Here is a 19,588-nt window from a genome sequence, read left to right on the forward strand (position 1 = left end):
AACAATAGCTGTTAGTCTCTTCTTGGTCTTCTTGGTCTTGGAGCATCTCCAAAGCTTTCAGAACGTCTTGGCTCTCTATCAGATGAACCTTCAGTTCTAGGGCCGAAACCACCGCTACCTTCTCTTCTTGGTGCTGAGCTTCTAGAATCACTTCTTCCGCCAAAACCACCTTCTCTTGGAGCAGAACCTCTGTCGCTTCTAAAACCGCCAGAACCTTCTCTTCTTGGAGCAAAACTTCCTTCACGTCTTGGAGCAGAACTTCTTCCGCCACCAAAACCACCACCAGAACTTCTTCCGTTATGGTCACGTCTTCCGCCACCGTCATTTTTAGAAATTTCAACATTGATTCTACGTCCTTCTAATTGTACGTTGTTCAATACTTCCATTACTTTATCCGTGTGTTCTGGATCCGTGTTAAAGAAAGAGAAACCTTCTTTTACATCTACTTTGAAAACATCATCACGACCTAGGTCTAATGTTTCTTTCAAGTAGTCTTTCAATGACATCCAGTCAAAGTTATCTCTAGAACCAATGTTCACGAAATATCTTGTTGCGCCGCTGTTATTGTTTTCTCTTGGAGCACCATCTCTATCATCACGATCACGTCTTTCAGAGTTCGATTGGTTAGAGATATCTCTATTTTTCTTGTAGTAAGCAATGAAACGGTTGAATTCTACCGATACCATTTTCTTAATCAATTCTTCTTTTGAAAGACCTTCAAGAACATTGTTGATAGCTGGAAGATAGTTGTCAATTTCGTGATCAACTTCAGTATCTTTTATCTTGTTAGCTAAGTGTAATAATTGAATTTCGCAGATTTCAATTCCAGATGGGATTGTTTTTTCTTCGAATTTTTGTTTGATGATTCTTTCGATTGAAGAAATCTTACGCAATTCACTTTTAGTTACAATTACAATAGACGTACCTAATTTTCCAGCACGACCTGTACGACCTGAACGGTGATTGTACGTTTCGATTTCGTCAGGTAGTTGGTAATTTACTACGTGAGTAATATTGTCAACGTCAATTCCACGTGCAGCAACATCAGTAGCTACAAGCATTTGGATTTGTCTTCCTCTAAAAGATTTCATAACACCATCACGTTGCGCTTGAGATAAATCTCCGTGCAATGCAGCAGCGCTGTATCCATCTTCAATTAATTTTTCAGCAACAGCTTGTGTGTCTCTTTTAGTACGACAGAAAACTACTGAGAAAATGTCTGGATTAGCATCGGCTAAACGTTTCAAAGCTTCGTAACGGTCACGAGCATTTACTAAGTAAAATTCGTGAGAAACCGTTGCAGAACCTGAATTTTTAGCTCCTACAGTAATTTCAATAGGGTCAGTCATGAATTGTTTACCAATTCTAGCTACTTCTGCAGGCATTGTAGCCGAGAATAACCATGTGTTTTTTTCGTCTGGTGTAGTTGAAAGGATGTTTACGATATCTTCGTAGAATCCCATATTCAACATTTCGTCAGCCTCATCAAGAATACAATAGTTAATTTGAGAAATGTTAACCAATCCTCTATTAATCATGTCTTGCATTCTACCTGGAGTAGCCACAATAATTTGTGCTCCTCTTTTTATGTCTCTTGCTTGCTCAGTAATACTAGCTCCACCGTAAACTGCTACCACATTAATACCTTTTTCGTATTTAGAGTAGTTTTTAATTTCGTTGGTAATCTGTAAACAAAGTTCGCGTGTTGGAGATAAAATTAATGCTTGTGTGTTTCTGTTGTTGGCATCAATTTTTTGGATAACTGGAAAACCAAATGCTGCCGTTTTCCCTGTCCCTGTCTGAGCCAACGCAACCATATCTGTGTCTTTTTCCAATAATAGGGGAATCGCTTTCTCCTGTACTTCAGTCGGACTTTCAAATCCTAGATCTAAAATCGCCTTCAGTAACGATTCACTCAATCCTAATTGTTCAAATTTATTCATATGTATTTTTAAATAGGGTGCAAAATTACTGTTAATAATCCATATAAACTAATACTATGTTAAGTTTTAATCGTTTATTAATATTTGATAATCAGAAAGTTATGGTTTTAATTTTGCTTTTTCATTGTTTTTAATTTCATTTTGCTAGTAAATCACGACTTGAAAAAAGCAAAAATCAAATAAAAACATTTGTTTTTTATGTTTTTGTTTTTATTTTAAGAAGTTTATTAATTGTTTAGTTGCCTTTCCTCGATGACTTATAATTGATTTTTCTTCCATACTTAACTCGGCAAAAGTCTTAGAATGGCCCTCTAGTTTAAAAATAGGATCATACCCAAAACCCTGATTTCCAGTTTTTTCTGATGTTATTTGGCCTTTGGCAATTCCTGTAAAAAGTGTTTGTGTATTGTTTAGGTTTAAAGCAATGACAGTTTTGAATTGTGCATTTTTATTAGTTTTGCTTGATAATGCTTGTAAGAGCTTATTCATATTGTCTTCGGAACTTCTTTGTTCTCCGGCATAATGCGCCGAATCTACCCCTGGAGCTCCATTTAGTGCCTCTACCTCTAAGCCAGTATCGTCAGCAAAACAATCGTAACCATAGTTGGTTGTTACATAATTTGCTTTTAGTATTGCGTTACCTTCAATGGTGTCAGCAGTTTCTGGAATTTCTTCATGACAGCCTATTTCTTCAAGACTTAATATTTGAATGGTTTCAGGTAGTAATTGCTGAATTTCCTTGATTTTATTTTTATTGTTGGAAGCGAATACAAGTTGCATCTTTATAGATTTGAGATTGAATTTTCAAAGATACAATTTTTAAAATTCGGGATGCCTCCTGTAGGTTGGCCTTGTCTAATATGTAAAATTGATTTTTTTACAGAAATAATGTGAATTTGATAATTGAGGGAGTAGAACTAGTTAAAAACAGGTTAAATAACTGAAAAACAGTTATGTAGAACGGGTTTAGTCTTATCTTTGAGTATGGTTTTGATTAATTACTTGTTTTTGGCATTCTTCACATGAGATATGACAATTCAATAATCAGCTATACAAGTTAGAGTATAAGTTGATAATGGTAAATCAGAACTTACAACTGGAGGGCTTCAATAGCCCTCCTTTTTTTGTGTTTAACTTTTATTAATTTCCAATTAGGATTAATGTCGCTCAGAATTCTAGAAGGCACTTTTAAACAAATGATATTAAGCAAGTTAAATAACAGTTAAATAGTTGGTAATTAGTTATTTAACGTGTTATTATTTGTATCTTTGAGTATGGTTTTGATTAATTACTTGAATATGTCTATCTTACAATGAGATATGAAAATTCATAATCGGCTATATCAGTAACGGTATAAGTCAATATTGGTAAATCAGAACTTATAACTGGAGGGCTTCAAAAGCCCTCCTTTTTTGTATGTATATAATTCTATTTTTAATTTCGGGTAGTTGTTATGAATACTTCAATCTTACATAAACATGCTTAATCCCTTTCTTTTCTGAATCTCTTTCGTCAATTTCGAGAATGTCAGTAAGTGATTTTAACATAGGAGTAAGTTTATGGAAGCCATAATTTCTTGGGTCAAACTCTGGTTTTTTCTTAACTATCAGGTTTCCTACGTCTCCAAGGAAAGCCCAGCCGCTATCATCAGCAATATCGTCGATAGAGTCTTCTATTAGATCAATTGTAGGCTCGTCAATTTTGTTAAGCGGTTTTTGAGTTGTTTTTTCCGTTGTTCTTGAAGTACTTTTTTCAACTGTTTTTTTGGATTCAGTTCCAGTGTTTCTTTTTGGAGCTTTTTTACTGATTGCTCCATCCAGAACTTCAATGAATACGAATCTATCACAAGCGCTGATAAACGGTTTTGGGGTTTTTTGTTCTCCAATTCCAATCACTTTCATACCAGATTCTCTAAGTCGTATGGCTAAACGTGTAAAATCACTATCGCTTGAAACAATACAAAATCCGTCCAGTTTACCGGAGTACAATAGGTCCATTGCATCTATAATTAAGGCAGAATCAGAAGAATTCTTTCCAGATGTATAGCTGTATTGTTGAATAGGGGTGATGGCGTGTTCTAATAAAACACTTTTCCAACCTCCAGCATTTGGACGAGTCCAGTCGGCGTAAATACGTTTGGTAGTAGGAGTTCCGTACTTAGTGATTTCTTCCATCATTCCTTTTACATTACTATAAGGGACGTTGTCAGCATCTATAAGTACAGCTAGTTTTAATTCTTTAGTATCTTGTGACATATAAAGTTTTTCATTGAAATATTATTCAAAGGTACGAAGTTTATCCTATAAATATGTGTTTTTAGCCCTGATGGGAGTGTCATCCTCTTGTGCCGGGGTTCGGCACAAGAGATATAGCGGACAGCAGGAAATAGCTTTTTAAAAATAATTTTATTTAAAAGACTATAATAAACTTTAAATAATTATTTTTGCAACTTCTTAAAATTAAAATATTACTTCAATATATTATGGTAAAAGATTTATTCGAAAGAATTCAAAACAATAAAGGTCCTTTAGGAAAATGGGCTTCACAAGCTGAAGGTTATTTTGTTTTTCCAAAATTAGAAGGTGAATTAGGACCAAGAATGCAGTTTGAAGGGAAAGACATTTTGAACTGGAGTTTGAATGACTACTTAGGACTTGCAAATCATCCAGAAGTGCGTCAAGCAGATACAGATGCTGCAATTCAATATGGTGCAGCTTACCCAATGGGTGCTCGTATGATGAGTGGTCACACTAAATATCACGAACAATTAGAGGAAGAATTGGCTGCTTTTGTAATGAAAGAATCTGCTTATTTATTGAATTTTGGTTACCAAGGAATGGTATCTATTATAGATGCTTTAGTAACTAAAAACGATGTTATTGTTTATGATGTTGATGCACATGCTTGTATTATTGATGGTGTTCGTTTGCATATGGGAAAACGTTTTACATACCGTCATAATGACATCGAGAGTATGGAAAAAAACCTGCAACGTGCTACTAAATTAGCTACTGAAACAGGTGGAGGTATCTTGTTTATTACCGAAGGTGTTTTTGGAATGCGAGGACAACAAGGGAAGTTGAAAGAGATTGTTGCAATGAAGCAAAAATACAATTTCCGTTTACTTGTAGATGATGCACATGGTTTTGGAACACTTGGAAAAACAGGTGCTGGAGCAGGTGAGGAGCAAGGGGTTCAAGATGATATTGATGTTTACTTTTCTACTTTTGCTAAATCAATGGCTAACATTGGTGCTTTCGTAGCTGCGGATAAAGATATTATTGATTATTTAAAATACAATTTGCGCTCTCAAATGTTTGCAAAAGCATTACCAATGATTCAGACAATCGGTTCGTTGAAACGTTTGGAATTGTTGCGTAATCACCCAGAATTGAAAGACAAGTTGTGGGAGAACGTTAATGCTTTACAAAGCGGTTTAAGATCAAGAAATTTCAATATTGGAGACACAAATACATGTGTAACTCCTGTTTATCTTGAAGGAAGTGTGCCAGAAGCAATGGTTATGGTTAATGATTTAAGAGAAAATTATAGTATTTTCTTATCGATTGTTATCTATCCAGTGATTCCAAAAGGAATTATCTTGTTGAGAATGATCCCAACAACTTCTCATACTTTATCGGATATTGATGAAACTCTTGTTGCTTTTGAAGCGATACGTGAAAAATTAGAAAACGGTACTTATAAAGAAATAGCAGCTAGAACTACTGTAGATTTAGACGCATAATATTAAGATGTCAATGGTCAGTTTAAAGTGATCGTTAGAAATATAAAAAAAATCCATCAGCCGCGACTGATGGATTTTTTGTTTAAATTAAATCTGACCGTTTTCTGAATTCTGGCGTGTTTGTTTGTATTGCTCTGCAACTGATTTTTTTAAAAAACTGAACACTGAACACTGAACACTCTCTTTAAAGTTCCTTGCGAAATGTTTTTCTACGGCAATATATTTTTGGGTCAAAATTTTTCCATAATAAATGAATAGCAGTATTATCAGCTAGTTCCGGAGTTCTAATGCAGGTATCAATTCCTTTTTCGGTAAAAGTAGTGTGCATTTCTTTGAAAAGTATAGCGTGCACTCCCTTGTTTTGGTATTCTGGATGAACCCCAATTAAGTAGAAAGTCACTTCTTTACTGTTCTTTCTCGCATTTAATAAATGATAAAAACCAAAAGGGAAAAGTTTTCCTTTGGCTTTTTGTAAAGCTTTTGAAAAACTAGGCATAACAATGGCAAACGCTACCAGCCTTCCATCCTTGTCTTCTACGAACTTGATGTATTCTGGATTGATAAAGCTGATGTATTTTTTCTTGAAATATTCTTTTTGAGAATCAGAAATAGCTACAAATGAAGATAAACTAGCGTAAGAAGCATTAAATAAATCAAACATTTTGTCTACATAAGGCATAACATCCTTAGTCTTTTTAAAGTTTAAAGACTTAAGTTGGTATCTTCTTTTGATTAATTCCTGTGCTTTGTCAAAGAATTCTAATTTTACATTTTCGAATGGAAATTTGTTTTCTAGGTATTCTTTTTCAGGAACATAGCCTAATTTCTCAAAATGTGTAGCGTAATAAGGGTGATTGTACCAGGTAATCATCGTTCCTAATTGGTCAAAACCTTCAGTTAGCACGCCTACTTTGTCTAAATTTGAAAAACCCATTGGTCCTTCAACATGTTCCAGATTGTTTTTTTTACCCAATTCATACACTTTTTCAAGTAAAGCCTGAGTAACTTCAATGTCGTCTATGACATCAAACCATCCAAAACGCACTTTCTTTTTCTGTTGGTCGTTTACCTCGCTCCAGTTGATAATTGCCGCAATTCTACCTGCGATTTCATTCCCTTTATAGGCGATGTAAAAGTAAGCTTCGGCATTTTCGAATGCAGGATTTTTTGTTTTATCAAAAGATTCCAGTTCATCGGCAATAATGGGTGGTACCCAGAATTCGTTGTTTTTATATAGTGAAAAAGGGAATTTTATATATTCGGTTAATTCACTTTTCGTTTTTGCTTCTTTAATTGTAATCATTGTGTTTTTTACTTGTAATTGCTATCCTTTTTTAGTTTTCTTCGCTCTTCTCTTCGCTTTCTTGTCAGAATCTCCGGTATCAATGCTAGTTCTGACTTCTTTGTAATTAGCATCATATCGCCATGAGAATCCAACACCTCCATAAAGGATTGAAGGAGTGTCTTTTAAACTTGTGCTTATGGAAGCATCAATTTGCATGTCTTTGTTAATTAGATACGCTGCTCCACCACGAATAATGGCATCACTGTAAAAATCACTTTTGAATCCTTGGTTTTCAACAAATCCAGACCATTTATTGTTAAATCCTCTTGTCATAGTAAGAACGTAACCATAGCTTGGGAATTCAGTCGAGATATAATCAGCAATAATATTAGTTACAAAAACCCATCTTCCGTCACCCAAATGGTTTTGGGTAATCAACATCACTTTTGGGGAGATGCTTGCTTCTTTAGAAAAATGAAACGGATTGTCAGAAAAAGAAAAGTTTGCTCCTGCAAATACAGAAACTGCAGGTATTAATTGATGCCAATTGAATTTTTGATTGGCTTTCCAACTGTAGATATTTACTTTTTTCTCGTAATTTTTGAAAGGGTCATATATAAGGTACTTTGCTCCTAAAACGGTTTGTTTAAAATCGGCTCTGTTAAGTGAACTTAAGTTGGATGTATAAACTTGATTTTGATATTGTAAGTCGGCTATTAATTCCAGTTTTTCCATAAACAATCCCCATCTTAGGGTCATGTCAACCCCAAAACCATTTGTTTCATAATTTAATAAACTGTGTTTTTCCTTGATGCCGTAAATTCCCGTTTCTACCTGGAATACGGATTTTCCAACAGAAAATGCAGACATGGTTTCGCCTGGTCTATTCGAATTGATTTGATCAGTATGTTGTCCATAATGAAGACTTGGAATCATTAATATTGCAATTATAAGCGAAATTTTTATTTTGAACATATTTCTTTCCTTTTTGAGTTTAAAAATAATAAAGCTTTTCAAATGTACTATAATTTATCATTTATTTAAGAATGATATTTTAATTTTGCCTCGAAGTTTCGGCTTGGATTTGTTAATTTTGCATAAAAATATTTGATTATGCAAACTGCCTCTTTTTCGGGTTTTATGAAAACACTTTTTTATATTATATCATTCTATTATATTTTCAGGTTTCTGGCTAAATTGTTCCTGCCTTTAATAGTAAAGAAAGTAGTGGAAAAAGCAAGCACGAATTTTCAGCAACAGCAACAACAGCATACACAAGATACTTCATGGAAGAAATCAGTGAATAATGACGAGATTATTTATAATACTGCCAATTCCAAAAATCCTCGCGAAACCAAAAAAGTAGGGGATTACGTAGATTATGAAGAAATAGACTAAATTTGTCTCGAATAGCTTTCCTTTACCCTAACAAAAACCTCAGAAATTGAAAATAATAAATAAGTTTTATCCGCACGCCCTTGCCATTTTTGGTTTTGTACTCATTTCTCTAATTTATTTTTATCCTGTTTTACAAGGAAAGCAAATTTTTCAATCCGATATTGCCCAATACACCGGTATGGCAAAGGAACAAAACGATTTCAGAGCTTCGGATCATACAGAGCCCTACTGGACAAATAGTGCTTTTGGAGGAATGCCTACTTATCAATTAGGGGCAAAATACCCGCACGATTATATTGGGATGCTTGATGATGCTTTGCGTTTTTTACCACGCCCTGCTGATTATTTATTTTTATACTTCTTAGGTTTTTATGGTTTATTATTGGTATTGAAAATAGATCCATTGAAAGCTTTTTTTGGAGCATTAGCCTTTGGGTTTTCCACTTATTTGATAATTATACTTGGTGTAGGACATAATGCAAAGGCACACGCTATTGCTTATATGCCTCTTGTTATTGCAGGTGTTATTCTTGTTTTTCAAAAAAGATACATACTGGGAGGATTATTGACTCTATTTGCATCGGCATTAGAAATTAATGCTAATCACTTTCAAATGACTTACTACCTTCTTATCTTTTTATTGATATTGGCAGGTTATTTTATTTATTTGGAAATAAAAAACAAAGAATATAAATCACTCTTAAACACTTTTGGTGTTTTTGCAGTTGCCGGGATTTTTGCTATTGGTTCGAATGCTACTAATTTATTGGCCACAGCCGAATATACGGATTTTAGTACCCGTGGAAAAAACGAATTAAGTTATAATCCTGATGGTTCAAAGACTGTTGGAGACAACGCGTTATCTCGAGATTATATCACGGAATACAGTTATGGAGTTGCCGAAAGTTTCAATTTGATTGCGCCTAGAATTTTTGGGGGTTCTAATAATGAAGCATTGGGAACTGACAGTCAGATGTATGAGTTTATGATAGGTCAAGGCGTACCGGAAGGTCAGGCAAAGGATTTTGTATCAGGAATGCCTACTTATTGGGGAGATCAGCCTATTGTGGCTGCACCTGCTTATATAGGAGCGGTGGTTTTCTTTTTGGCAATTTTGGCTTTATTTATTGATGAAAGAAAGATTAAATATGTATTTCTTTCTGGAGCTACTGTAGCTTTGCTATTATCTTGGGGAAAAAATTTCCCGCTATTAACCGACTTTTTTATCGATTATATTCCGTTATACAATAAGTTTAGGGCGGTTTCCTCCATTCAGGTAATTTTAGAACTGTGTTTTCCTGTTCTTGCTATTATGGGATTGCAATCCTTTTTTAAATTGGAAAAGGAACATAGATGGAAAGCTTTGTGGCAATCAGGAGCTGTAGGACTGGGACTTATTTTAATTTTGTTTTTCTGTAAAGGAATGTTTAGTTTCTCTGGAGGTAGTGATGGCTACTATATTGAAAACTACGGCCCAGGTTTTGTAGACGCATTGAAAGTTGATAGAATGAGCTTGTATAGCGCTGATTTATTGCGTTCTGGATTCTTTATTTTTGTTGCTGCAGGTGTTTTATGGTTGTTTATAAATAATAAAATAGCGCAAAATACAGCCATCATTCTGGTAGGATTTTTAATGGTTTCTGATTTGTTTTTCGTAGATAAAAAATATGTATCCTCAAAGGATTTTGTTAGCGGAAGAGAAGTTGAAGTTCCATTTCAAGAAAAACCTGCTGACACTGAGATTCTAAAAGACACTTCACATTACCGTGTTTTTGAAGTAAGCGGAAACTTTTCAAGTGCAAGAACGTCTTATTTTCATCATTCAATAGGTGGTTATAGTGCGGTAAAACCAAGAAGAATACAGCAATTATTCGATTATCAGATTTCTAAAAACAATATGGAAATTTTGAATATGTTGAATGTAAAATATATTATTCAAACTGATAAAGAAGGTAAAGAATTTCCAACATTGAATCCTAAAGCGAATGGAAATGCCTGGTTTGTTACTGATATTAAATTGGTTAACAAAGTCAATAACGAAATGAAAACGCTGGATAATCTAGATACTAAAAGGGCGGCTGTTTTCAATATTCATTTATACGAATCTAAATTTAAGAATGTTCGTTTAAAAAGAAATTTAGATGCGTCAGGAACAATCAATTTAGATATTTACAAGCCTAATTATTTAAAATACACTGCAAAAACTAAAAATGAGGGATTGGCCGTTTTTTCTGAAATCTATTATGAAAATGGCTGGAATGCTTATATAGATGGTGAAAAAACAGATCATTTTCCTGTTGATTATGTATTAAGAGCTCTAGTTGTACCAGAAGGAGAACATACTATTGAATTCAAGTTTGAACCTCAAGTAGTAAAAACTGGAAGTACAATTGCACTTGTGAGCTCTATAGGGATGTTACTTTTATTAATAGGCGGAATTTATTTCGAAAGAAAAAAACAATAGTTATGAAACAAATATTTAGTCTAGAGTCATTTCAAAAAATATTTTTTTGGTTTTTTATGCTAGGATTTTTTCTAGGGGTACAGTTGTATTTGTATTTTGTTAGTTCTAAAGATTTTAATTTCATTTTAATTATACCTTTTTTTCCTCTATTGTTTTATATATCTAGGGGCTTGTATAAAAACGGAAAACTGTTCTTTATAGATTTAAAATCAATTAAAGAGCAAGCCTAAATTGGAATCAAAGAAACTTTTAATAATAACCTATTATTGGCCACCCGCAGGAGGTCCAGGAGTGCAGCGTTGGTTAAAATTCGTTAAATATTTACCGGATTTTGGGGTGCAACCCATTGTTTATATTCCGGAGAACCCAACGTATCCCATTGTGGATGAAAATTTGGTTAGGGAAGTTTCGGACAAGGCGATTATTTTGAAACGAAATATATTCGAACCGTATCAGTTGGCTTCGTTTTTTTCGAAAAACAAAACAAAAAAAATCAGTTCTGGTATTATCCCAAACCAAAGGAAACAATCTTTCTTAGACAAAACCTTTCTTTGGATTCGAGGCAATCTTTTTATTCCAGATGCACGGGTTTTTTGGGTGAAGCCTTCTGTTTCATACTTGGAGAAATACATTAAGGAAAATAATATTGACACTATAGTTACCTCAGGGCCACCACATAGTTTGCATCTTATAGGGTTGCAATTAAAACAAAAAACGAATGTGAAATGGTTTGCTGATTTTAGGGATCCTTGGACGACTATAGGCTATCATAAATCATTGCGTTTGTCTAATTATGCTGCCAAGAAGCATAAAAAATTAGAACATCAAGTTTTAAACGCTGCCGATACCATTATTGTCACTAGTAAAACAACAAAAACCGAATTCCAAGCCATTACAAGCAAGCCTATTGCTGTAATCACTAACGGCTATGATGTGGAAAATGTTGAAAAGCAAACGTTGGATTCCAAATTCAGTTTGGCGCACATTGGTTCGTTTCTATCGGAGAGAAATCCTAAAATCTTGTGGGAGAGTTTAGTGGAACTAATTAATGAAAATCCGGATTTTAAAAGTCATTTGGAAATTAAATTAATTGGTGCGGTAAGCCAAGAAGTATTAGAAACAATAGCAGGATTTGGGTTAAATTCTTTTCTGAATAATCTAGGTTATGTTTCCCATTCGGAAGCAATAGCTCATCAAAAAAAATCTCAGGTTTTGTTGCTTATCGAAATTGATTCTGAAGACACTAAAAGCATTATTCCGGGTAAATTATTCGAATATATGGTTTCTGAAAGACCAATTATTGCAATAGGTCCTAAAGATTCGGATTTCGCGGATATTATAATGCAAACGAATACGGGTGTGTTTTTTGATTATTCTGAAAAAGAAAAGCTAAAAGAAACTATTTTAGACTATTACAAACAATTTTCAGAAGGTAAGTTGAAGTCTAATGCCATTGGATTGCAAAAGTATTCTAGAAAAAACCTGACCGAGCAACTATCAAAACTTATAACATATAACTCATAATTCTATAATGGGAATAGTATTAAATCAGTCCTTAAAGAATACCATAATTACTTATTTTGGTTTTGGTATCGGAGCAATAAACACGCTTTATTTGTATCCAATATTCTTGGGGGCAACTTTTTATGCATTAACAAATTACGTGCTTTCTGCGGCTAATATCATTATGCCAATTTTAGCTTTTGGTATGCAAAACACATTAGTGAAGTATTATTCTCAATACAATACCGAAGAAGAACGGTCGCGTTTTCTTTCCTTTACTGTTTTATTCCCATTGCTTCTTTGTATTCCTGTGGGTTTGTTAGGATTATTTTTCTATAATGATATTACGACTTATTTGTCTAAGGTGAATCCTATTGTTAAGGATTACATCTGGTTGATTCCATTCATTGGTTTATGTATGGGGTATTTTGAAATATTTTATGCATGGGCACGAGTGCATATGCATTCTGTATTTGGGAATTTTATAAAAGAGGTTGGATTACGATTGTTCTCATTATTTGCGTTGATTGGAGTGTATTACGATTTGATAACAATTATTGAGTTCGTTTATGTTACGGCTGGGCTCTATTTTTTAGCTTTTATAGTTACTATGTTTTATGCTTTTTATCTAAAGAAACCTAAATTTCAATTTGCTATTCCTGAGAACACTAAGGACATCTTAGTTTATACTTTTTTTATTATTTTATCTGGAAGTGTAGCAACATTACTATTAGATTTAGATAAGATAATGTTGAATCAATATATCAAAATTGAAAATATTGCCTATTACTCTGTAGCAACCTATATCGCATCCGTAATTGCGGTTCCTAGTCGCGCAATGCATCAAATAACGTATCCTATTACTGCTAAGTTAATGCATGAGAATAAATATGTTGAGTTAAATGATTTATATAAAAAGACATCGATAAATCTTCAGGTAGTGGGTGGTTTTGTATTGTTGTGTATTTTGGTAAACATTAATCAACTGTATGTATTAGTTCCAGAAGAATATGGAGGTGGTGTTACAATTGTATTTATGATTGGTATTTCTAAATATTTCGATTTGGTTTTAGGGAATAATAATGCTATAATATTCAATTCTAAATATTATAGGATGGTCTTGTTTTTAGGACTTTTTCTTGTTTTTTTAACGGTAAGTTTAAACATGTTTTTTATTCCAAGATTTGGTATAACAGGAGCAGCTGTTGCAACTTTGCTTTCCATTACATTATACAGTCTGGCTAAATTATTATTTGTTGTAAAACGCATGCACTTGTATCCTTTTACAAAACAAACAATATATTCATTACTGATTACTATTTTATTGTTCCTTGCTTTTTACTTTTGGGAGTTTCCTTTTTATCCCATCATTGCAATTGGAATTAAGTCTGCAATTGTAGGCCTGATCTATCTTTATGTCAATTATAAGTTTGTTATTTCTGTCGAAATAAATCAAGTTGTAGATACTTTATTGAAAAAAATAAGGTAATTTTTTAGAGTTAAAAGGCATCTGAAAAATTGAATATGTTAATCACTAAAAGTGGGTATTGTGAAAGTGGAAAAGAACTTTTAAATTTGATTGTAGTTTTTATATATGAGGATCACATATAAAGACGCAGTCGTTTAAATGTTTATTATGAAAATGCATCAGATTAGAAATACCGAAAATTTACAAAAATTCACAAATATTCTAAACAGTAAAATCAATAATGGTTTTGTGATAATAGAAAAGAATGAAAAATTACCTTTTGCTGTTTTATCTAAGAAAGGGGTGAAAGTTAATCACAACATCAATTTTTTAATATCCTGCTTTACTTTAGGTTTATGGTCTATACCATGGATGTACACTAGTTTTGTTTCCTCTAAAGAGAAAAAAATATTAGTTGGTATCGATGAAGACGGAAATACTTTTGAAGACAAATGTTATAATTAATTTATATTGGCTTTGGTTTAGCTATTTATTAAAACATTTGCTAGCCGCAGGTAACTGAGTTTATAAAAATTCAGTTACCTGCGGCTTTTTTTTTTACTTGTATCTAGTACAGCAAAGCTAAATTTCTTATAGTTTGTCTTTTAAGTACTTTCCTGTTATAGAGGCTTTCTGTTTTACGATATCTTCGGGTGTTCCTACTGCTAATAGTTTTCCGCCATTTTCTCCTCCTTCAGGCCCCAAGTCGATTATCCAGTCGGCACATTTTATTAAATCGAGATTGTGTTCAATTACAATTATTGAATGGCCTTTTTCTATTAAGGCATCAAAAGAAGCCAGTAGTTTCTTGATGTCATGAAAATGCAATCCTGTTGTAGGTTCGTCAAACACAAAAAGCGCTTTTTCTTTTGTGGCCCCTTTTACAAGAAATGAAGCTAGTTTTATACGTTGAGCCTCACCACCTGAAAGAGTAGAAGAGGATTGCCCTAGTTGTACATAACCTAATCCTACATCTTGTAGCGGTTGTAGTTTTTGAGTAATTTTATTTTGATTGTTCGAAGAAAAGAAAGATACGGCATCATCGATAGTCAATGTAAGAATATCATGGATGTTCTTTCCTTCAAATGTTACTTCAAGAACTTCTTTTTTAAATCTTTTTCCGTTACAAGTTTCACAGGGCAATTGAACATCGGCCATAAAGACCATTTCAACATTAATCGAGCCTTCTCCTTTACAAGTTTCACAACGACCACCATCTACATTAAAAGAAAAATGTTTGGGCAAATAGCCTCTTATTTTAGATAGTTTTTCTTTGGCAAATAAATCCCTAATATCATCATAAGCCTTTATATATGTCACCGGGTTAGAACGGGAGCTTCTACCGATAGGATTTTGATCTACGTACTCAATATGCTTAATATGTGAAAACGAACCTGTAATATCGCTAAATTGACCTGCTTTTTCTCCTGCGTTGTCCAGTTTCTTTTGCATGGCTGGAAACAGAATCTTTTTAACCAGTGTGCTTTTTCCGCTACCGGAAACCCCTGTAATTACCGTTAGTACATCTAATGGGAATACTACATCAATATTTTGAAGATTGTTTTCTCTTGCTCCTTTTATTTCTATAAAGTTTTTAAAAGTTTTTCGTTTTTTAGGAACCTTAATTTCTAAGTCACCGTTGAGGTATTTAGCGGTCAACGAAGTTGATTTTAATATTTCTTCAAAAGTCCCTTGAGCCACTAATTCTCCTCCAAAAGTCCCCGCTTCGGGTCCTATATCAATAATCATATCAGCAGCTTTCATAATGTCTTCATCATGTTCAACCACAATAACCGTGTTGCCAAGGTCACGGAGTGACAGCAATACTTTTATAAGTCTTTCAGTGTCTTTTGGGTGTAAACCAATACTAGGCTCATCAAGAATATACATCGACCCCACTAAACTACTTCCTAAAGAAGTGGCTAGATTAATTCGCTGTGATTCTCCTCCAGACAATGTTGCTGAATTTCTATTTAATGTCAGATAATCCAATCCAACTTCGGTCAAGAAGCTTAGTCTATTGTTGATTTCTGTCAATAATCGTTTTGCTATTTGCTTTTCATATTCGTCAAGTTCAATTTCTTTAAAAAAAGAAACTAAATGTTTTATTGGTAAGTCAACTAAATCAGAAACTGTTTTGGAATTGATCTTTACATAGGAAGCCTCGATTCTTAAACGTTTTCCTTTACAGGAATCACATTTGGTTTTTCCTCTGTAACGGGAAAGCATTACCCTGTTTTGAATTTTATAATTTTTCTCTTCCAATTCCTTGAAAAAGTCATTCAATCCCTGAAAATAACTGTTTCCTTTCCATACCAGTTCTTTTTGTTCCTCGGTTAACTGAAAGAATGGTTTGTGGATTGGGAAATCAAATTTGTAGGCGTTATTTACTAATTCGTCTCTGAACCAACTCATACTTTCACCACGCCAAGGGAAAATGGCGTTTTCAAAGACTGATAAACTGGTATTTGGAACAACTAATTCTGAGTCAACACCTATTATGTTTCCGTATCCTTCACAAACAGGGCAGGCTCCATAAGGATTATTGAAACTGAATAAATGAACATTAGGCTCTAGAAAAGTAATTCCGTCCTGTTCAAAATTATTGGAATAAGAATGTTTTTTATCGGATTTCAGTTCTTGTAAATAGCAGATTCCTTTTCCTTCATAAAATGCAGTTTGTACCGCATCAGCAAGACGATTGTAGAATTCTTCTTCCTCTTTAACTACAATACGGTCAATGATTAGTAAAATATCTTTATTGTCTAATGAGTGCTGGTCAATTTCATCCAGACGAATCATCTGGCTATCCACTAGAATACGAGCAAAACCCTGTTGTAAGAGTGCTTTAAGTTTATCCTCTAAAGGTCTTCCTTCTTCGAGGTGAATAGGAGCCAGGAGTAGCCATTTACTGTCGGCTTCAAAGCTTTTTACATCATTAATTACATCCGTGACCGTGTTTTTTTTGACTTCTCTTCCTGAAATAGGCGAAAATGTTCTACCTACTCTGGCAAACAATAGTTTTATATAGTCGTAGATTTCAGTTGAAGTTCCTACTGTAGATCGCGCATTAGTTGTGTTTACTTTTTGCTCAATAGCAATTGCAGGAGCAATACCCTTAATGTATTCTACTTTTGGTTTGTCCAAACGGCCAAGAAATTGTCTTGCATAAGAGGATAAGCTTTCTACATAGCGTCTTTGTCCTTCGGCGTACAAAGTGTCAAAGGCCAGGCTGGATTTTCCTGACCCAGATAAACCAGTGATGACAACTAATTTGTTTCGAGGAATTGCAACATCTACATTTTTTAAATTATGTACTTGTGCACCTTTTATAATAATATTTTTCTTTGGGTCTAATTTGGAAAAGTCAATGGGCATAAAAACAATGGATTTCCACAAAAGTAATCAATTTTTGAGTGTTATTTGCTAATGATATAATTACAAATTTTTATTGTTAGGAGGCAAAATATAGCGAGGGATCAGTAGTCTAGTTAACAATATTCAGAGTGAAATGTTAATTATTCTTAATATTATTGGGTTATTTAAATAAATAATTGTTAAATTTGGTTATTAATTGAACCCAAAATTATTATAGCCTATAGTATAAAACTACTTTTTAGAAAAATTTTTCATTTTTTATTAAAAACTAAAAGGTATGACTATGGCTAATATTCAACTCCCCGACGCTTTATTGGTACAAAATTATGTTGCAGGCAATGAAAACGCATTGGAAACATTAATTAAAAGACACGAATCAAGAATTTACGGCTTTATATATTCTAAAATCTCAGATAGAGATATTTCTAACGATATTTTTCAGGACACTTTTATTAAGGTGATCAGGACATTAAAATCCAATTCCTATAATGAGGAAGGTAAATTTTTGCCTTGGGTTATGCGTATTTCACATAATTTAATAATTGATCATTTCAGAAAATGTAAAAAAATGCCCCTTTTTAGAGAGACTGAAGAATTTTCTATATTTTCTATAATGTCTGATGATTCTTTGACTATAGAGAATAAGTTAATTACGGAACAAGTTGAAAGTGATGTACGTCGATTGATAGAAGAACTTCCTGCTGATCAAAAAGAAGTTTTGATTATGAGAATGTACCAAGATATGAGTTTTAAAGAAATTTCTGAATGTACGGGTGTTAGTATCAATACGGCTTTAGGTAGAATGCGTTACGCTTTATTGAATTTAAGAAAAGTTATTGATAAACATCAAATAGTTTTAACCAATTAACAATATATCAATAAATTGCTCGTTGTAATAGAAACAAATAGATTTACAATATGGCAAAAATTTACTCTAGAAATTCATCGGCTCAAAAGTCAATGAAACCTGAAAAAGAAATTGTTTCTTTTTTATTGAATTATTCAAAAGCATTAAGAATGATTAAAACAAATAACAGATTTATTGAGATAATAATCAATTAAAATAAGACTGCTTTTTGGTGTGAATTATTTTTAAGCATATTAAAAAACGTTTATCATTAAACTTATAGTTAATGATAAACGTTTTTTTTATTTTTTAAGGTATTCGTTCAATACTGATTTTCTTCCTATAGTTTTTGTAATAATGTCTTTTTCTAAATCCCATCCTCGTGCAGGTGAGTATTCCCTTCCATACCAAATTATTTGCAGGTGTAAATCATTCCATATTTCCTCAGGAAAAATACGTTTGGCATCCTTTTCTGTTTGAACAACGTTTTTACCTGAAGTAAGGTTCCAACGGTACATCAAGCGGTGAATGTGAGTATCCACAGGAAACGCAGGTACTCCAAAAGCCTGGGACATAACTACGCTTGCCGTTTTATGACCTACGGCTGGTAATTCTTCTAAGTATTCAAAACTTTGTGGGACTTCGCCGCCATGTTTGTCTATTAAAATATGGGATAAGCCATGGATTCCTTTCGATTTCATTGGCGATAAGCCACAAGGACGTATGATTTCTTTAATCTCTTCTACTGACATTTTTATCATATCGTAGGGGTTATCCGCTTTTGCAAATAATAATGGTGTTATTTGATTTACTCTTACATCAGTACATTGAGCAGAAAGTAATACGGCAATCAACAAAGTGTATGGGTCTTTATGATTTAGCGGAATAGGTATTGTAGGGTATAATGTAGCTAGTGTGTCAATTACAAATTGAATTTTCATTTCCTTGTTCATGATGAAGCAGGCCTTTTTTATGTTGGAAACACGAAAGTACAACTTTTAATCTTTTCCTGATAATCAAGGAATACTTTGTAACTTTGATACTTTACAACTTTGAAATAATAAAAAATGATAACATTAAAAAAAGGAGATAAAGCCCCTCAATTTTCAGCTATAGATCAGGACGGAAAACTACATCAACTTGCAGATTATGCAGGAAAGAAATTAGTGGTTTTCTTTTATCCAAAAGCAAATACGCCAGGATGTACTGCTGAAGCTTGTGACTTAAGAGACAACTATGAACGTTTTCAAGCTAATAACTATGCTATTTTAGGTGTAAGTGCGGACGCTGCTAAAGCTCAAGCTAAATTTAAAGAAAAGTACGACTTCCCTTTTCCATTACTTGCTGATGAAGACAAGTCTGTAATTGAATCATTTGGCGTTTGGGGACCCAAAAAATTTATGGGAAGAGAATATGACGGTATTCACAGAACCACTTTTATAATTGATGAAAACGGAATTATAGAAGAAGTAATCGAAAAAGTAAAAACCAAAGAACATACTGCTCAGATATTGAAGTAACCTGAATTGAAAAGAGCCAAGGAAAAGACATTTACAT

The 19,588-nt window shown here is 33.4% G+C and carries 16 protein-coding genes; 9 read left to right on the forward strand and 7 right to left on the reverse strand.

From position 1 onward, the window contains the following. Positions 1 to 11: 11 nt before the first annotated feature. The 3 genes from FLAK523_RS08470 to FLAK523_RS08480 all read right to left on the reverse strand — a co-directional run bounded on the left by FLAK523_RS08470 (position 12) and on the right by FLAK523_RS08480 (position 4,198). Entirely contained in the window at positions 12 to 1,943 is a 1,932-nt protein-coding gene (locus FLAK523_RS08470) for a DEAD/DEAH box helicase (protein ID WP_248902567.1), read from the reverse strand. A gap of 210 nt (positions 1,944 to 2,153) precedes the next feature. Next, positions 2,154 to 2,723 (reverse strand): non-canonical purine NTP diphosphatase, encoded by a 570-nt coding sequence (locus FLAK523_RS08475; RefSeq protein ID WP_248902569.1) that lies wholly within the window; start codon positions 2,721 to 2,723, stop codon positions 2,154 to 2,156. 671 nt (positions 2,724 to 3,394) lie between these two features. Next, positions 3,395 to 4,198, reverse strand: a complete 804-nt coding sequence (locus FLAK523_RS08480; protein ID WP_248902571.1) for an NYN domain-containing protein — start codon at positions 4,196 to 4,198, stop codon at positions 3,395 to 3,397. 227 nt (positions 4,199 to 4,425) lie between these two features. Between FLAK523_RS08480 and FLAK523_RS08485 the strand changes: the two genes are divergently transcribed. Continuing rightward, positions 4,426 to 5,688 (forward strand): aminotransferase class I/II-fold pyridoxal phosphate-dependent enzyme, encoded by a 1,263-nt coding sequence (locus tag FLAK523_RS08485; RefSeq protein WP_248908076.1) that lies wholly within the window; start codon positions 4,426 to 4,428, stop codon positions 5,686 to 5,688. A gap of 184 nt (positions 5,689 to 5,872) precedes the next feature. Here the strand turns inward: FLAK523_RS08485 and FLAK523_RS08490 are convergent, their stop codons facing one another. Continuing rightward, positions 5,873 to 6,991, reverse strand: a complete 1,119-nt coding sequence (locus FLAK523_RS08490) for a GTP cyclohydrolase (protein WP_248902573.1) — start codon at positions 6,989 to 6,991, stop codon at positions 5,873 to 5,875. 21 nt (positions 6,992 to 7,012) lie between these two features. Beyond that, a complete protein-coding gene (locus FLAK523_RS08495; protein WP_248902575.1) occupies positions 7,013 to 7,948 on the reverse strand; it encodes a transporter in 936 nt (311 codons plus the stop codon). Between the two features lie 138 nt (positions 7,949 to 8,086). Here FLAK523_RS08495 and FLAK523_RS08500 point away from each other — a divergent pair, with 138 nt between their 5' ends. From FLAK523_RS08500 to FLAK523_RS08520, 5 genes are all read left to right on the forward strand, one after another. Next, positions 8,087 to 8,371: a DUF4834 family protein gene (locus tag FLAK523_RS08500; protein WP_248902577.1), complete on the forward strand. Its 285-nt coding sequence runs from the start codon at positions 8,087 to 8,089 to the stop codon at positions 8,369 to 8,371. 46 nt (positions 8,372 to 8,417) lie between these two features. Beyond that, on the forward strand, positions 8,418 to 10,835 hold the full coding sequence (locus FLAK523_RS08505) for a YfhO family protein (protein ID WP_248902579.1): 2,418 nt from the start codon (positions 8,418 to 8,420) through the stop codon (positions 10,833 to 10,835). A 231-nt stretch (positions 10,836 to 11,066) separates the two neighbouring features. Next, positions 11,067 to 12,359 carry a glycosyltransferase family 4 protein gene (locus tag FLAK523_RS08510; protein WP_248902581.1) on the forward strand — a complete coding sequence of 431 codons (1,293 nt, stop codon included), beginning with the start codon at positions 11,067 to 11,069 and terminating at the stop codon, positions 12,357 to 12,359. Between the two features lie 7 nt (positions 12,360 to 12,366). Next, entirely contained in the window at positions 12,367 to 13,827 is a 1,461-nt protein-coding gene (locus FLAK523_RS08515; protein WP_248902583.1) for a lipopolysaccharide biosynthesis protein, read from the forward strand. Positions 13,828 to 13,974: 147 nt separating this feature from the next. Next, positions 13,975 to 14,271: a hypothetical protein gene (locus tag FLAK523_RS08520; protein WP_248902585.1), complete on the forward strand. Its 297-nt coding sequence runs from the start codon at positions 13,975 to 13,977 to the stop codon at positions 14,269 to 14,271. Between the two features lie 126 nt (positions 14,272 to 14,397). On the opposite strand, the gene uvrA is transcribed toward FLAK523_RS08520, so the two are convergent. Then, the gene (gene uvrA / locus FLAK523_RS08525) at positions 14,398 to 17,184 is read right to left on the reverse strand and encodes an excinuclease ABC subunit UvrA (protein WP_248908078.1); all 2,787 of its coding nucleotides are present in this window, start codon (positions 17,182 to 17,184) and stop codon (positions 14,398 to 14,400) included. Positions 17,185 to 17,467: 283 nt separating this feature from the next. On the opposite strand from uvrA, the gene FLAK523_RS08530 reads away from it, so the two are divergent. After that, positions 17,468 to 18,052 carry an RNA polymerase sigma factor gene (locus tag FLAK523_RS08530; protein ID WP_248902587.1) on the forward strand — a complete coding sequence of 195 codons (585 nt, stop codon included), beginning with the start codon at positions 17,468 to 17,470 and terminating at the stop codon, positions 18,050 to 18,052. 50 nt (positions 18,053 to 18,102) lie between these two features. Further along, on the forward strand, positions 18,103 to 18,246 hold the full coding sequence (locus FLAK523_RS08535) for a hypothetical protein (protein ID WP_248902589.1): 144 nt from the start codon (positions 18,103 to 18,105) through the stop codon (positions 18,244 to 18,246). Positions 18,247 to 18,333: 87 nt separating this feature from the next. On the opposite strand, the gene nth is transcribed toward FLAK523_RS08535, so the two are convergent. Continuing rightward, positions 18,334 to 18,984: an endonuclease III gene (nth, locus tag FLAK523_RS08540; RefSeq protein ID WP_248902591.1), complete on the reverse strand. Its 651-nt coding sequence runs from the start codon at positions 18,982 to 18,984 to the stop codon at positions 18,334 to 18,336. A 114-nt stretch (positions 18,985 to 19,098) separates the two neighbouring features. Here nth and bcp point away from each other — a divergent pair, with 114 nt between their 5' ends. Beyond that, positions 19,099 to 19,551 (forward strand): thioredoxin-dependent thiol peroxidase, encoded by a 453-nt coding sequence (bcp, locus tag FLAK523_RS08545; RefSeq protein ID WP_248902593.1) that lies wholly within the window; start codon positions 19,099 to 19,101, stop codon positions 19,549 to 19,551. The last annotated feature ends 37 nt before the right edge of the window (positions 19,552 to 19,588 follow it).

The organism is Flavobacterium sp. K5-23 (genome assembly GCF_023278045.1).
Taxonomy (GTDB): Bacteria; Bacteroidota; Bacteroidia; order Flavobacteriales; family Flavobacteriaceae; genus Flavobacterium.